Here is a 2,837-nt window from a genome sequence, read left to right on the forward strand (position 1 = left end):
GGACCGGGTGGCCCGGCGCAGGCCCGCCCGGGCCTTGTTGACGGCCCGGCCGGCCGCCTTGCGGGCGCCCCGGCCGGCCCTCGCCAGGCCCTTGAGGATCTTCTGCGCGATCCCCTTGAGTTTGGTCCCGACCGCCTTGCCGGCTCCCTTGAGCTTGCTGAGCAGGAAGTTGGAGATGAAGTCCAGCAGCGCGACCACGCCCGCCGCGACCGCGTCGGCGAACAGGCAGGCGGCCGAACCGGACTTGACCGCTTTGAGAAAGGTGACGAACTTCCCGATCGCGGCGACGATCTTGCTGATGGTGTTCCACGCCGCCACCAGCCCCTGGATGATCGCCATGATCGCGCCCGCCGCCGGCACGATCAGCGACACCAGCTTCTCGATCACGATCGAGACGATCATCCCGGGCAGCGAGGCGACGATCGCCTGCCAGGCCATCCGCCCGATCTGGGCCATCGAGATGCAGCCCTTGACCAGCACGTTGACGATGGTGGAGGTCAGGCCGACCACCGACTCGACCTTCTCGTTGAACCACTGCTTGACCGCGCTCTTGATCGCACCCCACAGGTAGTGCTGGATGCCGTCGATCGCGGCGCTGCCGAGCTTCTTCAGCCAGCCGCCCGGGTCGGAGGCGATGTCGCCGATCAGGACCGCGAACTCGCCGAAGACCGCGATCGCCTTCTGCACGAAGTCGATGGCGTCCATGACGGTCTTGCGGACCGCCTCGATCGCGGCCTTGAGTCCCGCCTCCAGCGCGTTGAGCAGCGCGTTCAGCCCGGCCGCCAGCAGGTCGAGCAGCTTGTTGACGGCGTTCTTGAGCCTGTCCGCCCACTCGTTGACCTTGGCGACGGCCTTGTCGCGCCACTCCTCGATCTTCTTGCGGAACCTGTCCCGCAGTTCGGGGAAGGCCGCCAGCAGCACGTCGCAGATCTTGATCAGCGCGTCCGCGAGCTTGTTGATCAGGTCGACGGCGAACTTCCGCGCCTGGTCGATCGCCCAGTTCGCGAACTTCCGGAAGCCGTCGATGATGTCGTTGATCAGGCCGCGGAAGAAGTCGAAGACCTTGGTGACCGCCTCGACCAGCGCGTCGAAGGCCGCCTTGACCTTGGACTTGACCCAGCCCCACCAGCCCTCGGACTCCTCCTTCTTGCGGTCCTTCTCCTTCTGGGCCTTCTCCTCGGCCTCCTTCCGCTTGTCCTGGATCTTCTGGTTGTCCTGCTGCTGACGGTCCTGGACGTCCTTGTCGGCCTCGGTGCGCTTCCTGCCGATCTGTTCGGTCTTGTCCTGGTGCTCCGCGGCGGAGTCCTGGTCCGCGGTGGAGACCTTCCGGTCCTGCTCGGTGCGCCACTGCTCGCGCTCGGCCCGGACCCTCTCCGCGGCCTCGCCCCGCTCGCCGGCCTGGGCCTCGGCGTTGTCGGCCACCGCCTGGTCGGTCTCGGCCTGGTTCTGCCGCCGTGCCTCGGCCTCGCCCTGCTTCTGCTCGGCCCGGGCGGAGCCCAGTTGACCCTGCCCCTGGCCGACCGCGGCCTGGATCTGCGGGCCGCGTTCCTGCTGGGTGACGATGCCGATGCCCGGCTTGGTGTCGGTCGCGCCGCGCGCACCGGCGCCGCCGCGCCTGTGGCCGCCCCCGGGGACGGAGGCGGTGAGGGTCTCCTTCGGCACGTCCGGGTAGATCCGGTCCTCGCCCATCGGCTTGGCGGCGTCCTCCCGGCCGACGCCGAGGATCCTGGTCGAGCTCTCCTTGAGCTTCGTGGTCTGCCGGTCGGTGCGCGCCGGGTCGCTCTCCCCGGTCAGCTCGACCTTGGGCGCCGGGCCGACGGTGGTGTTCAGCGCCGGGTCGGACGAGGGCACGCCGTCGACCGCGACCTGGGCCTGCTGGACCTCCTGCGGCGAGACCTGGTTGCCCGGGTCGTCGGCGACGTGCGGCGGGGCGGCCCGGTCGCCGGGGTTGCGGCCCTCGACCTTCTTCTCCTCGGCCCGCTGCTGCTCGCCGTCCGCGCCCGGCGGGCCGACCCGCTCCAGCCGCTCCGTCACCGCCTCGGCGGGCGGCGCGGCCTCGGGCGTGCCGGACTGGGTCCGCGGGGCTCCGGACGGGCGCTGGACGGTCGGCGGGGCGGCCTGCAGCCGGGCCTGCTGCTCGCCGACCGTACGGTCCACCGAACCGTCCACGCCGTCCAGGGTGGTGGCCATCCGATCGGGCGGCAGGCTCGCGGCGGTGGCGAGCGCGCTCTGCGGGTCCTGGCCGGAGACGTCGGGCGGGGCGGGCTTCTGCTCCTGCTGGGCCGGGGCGCCCGCCGCGCCGCCCCCCGCTGCGCAGCCACCGGGTCCGGCACCGTCCGGTTCCGCCTCGGTGGTGGGCTGCTGCGGGCCCGCGCAGGCGCCGCCGCCGGACTCCAGGGAGGCGTCCGGGGCGGGCTGGCCGGCGAGTCCGGCGGGCGCCTCGGCCTGCTCGGCCGCCGGACCGGGGGCGGTCTCGGCGGCGGTCCCGGGGGAGTCCGCGCCGGGTGCCGCTTCGGGCCCGCCGGTGTCCGGACCGGCGCCGTCACCGCCCGGGCCGTCCCCGCCGACCGGCCCTGCCGCGGTGGGCGCGGCCGTGCGCTCCGCGCCGCCCGGCTCGGGCGAGCCGGCCGGTTCGGGGGCCGGTTCGGCCTCGCGCGCCTCCTCGGCGGGGGTGTCGGGCCGGCGCGGTTCCACCGGGGCGGGCTCGGCGGCGGCCGGCGCCGGGGCGGCCGGGTTCGCGGTGGGTTCGGGGCCGATCTCCTGCTCGACCGGCTGTTCCGGCTGGAGGTCGCGGGCGCTGCGGTCCTCGGCCTCGGGGGCGGGGGCCGGTTCGGGGG

The 2,837-nt window shown here is 73.7% G+C and carries 1 pseudogene; it reads right to left on the reverse strand.

Going from position 1 to position 2,837, the window contains the following annotated elements:
* Nucleotides 1–2,837, reverse strand: a pseudogene (locus tag ACIQOV_RS35790) (hypothetical protein); the annotation flags it as partial.

Origin of the sequence: Kitasatospora sp. NPDC091257, from assembly GCF_044757675.1 — a bacterium.
GTDB lineage: Bacteria > Actinomycetota > Actinomycetes > Streptomycetales > Streptomycetaceae > Kitasatospora > Kitasatospora lactacystinica.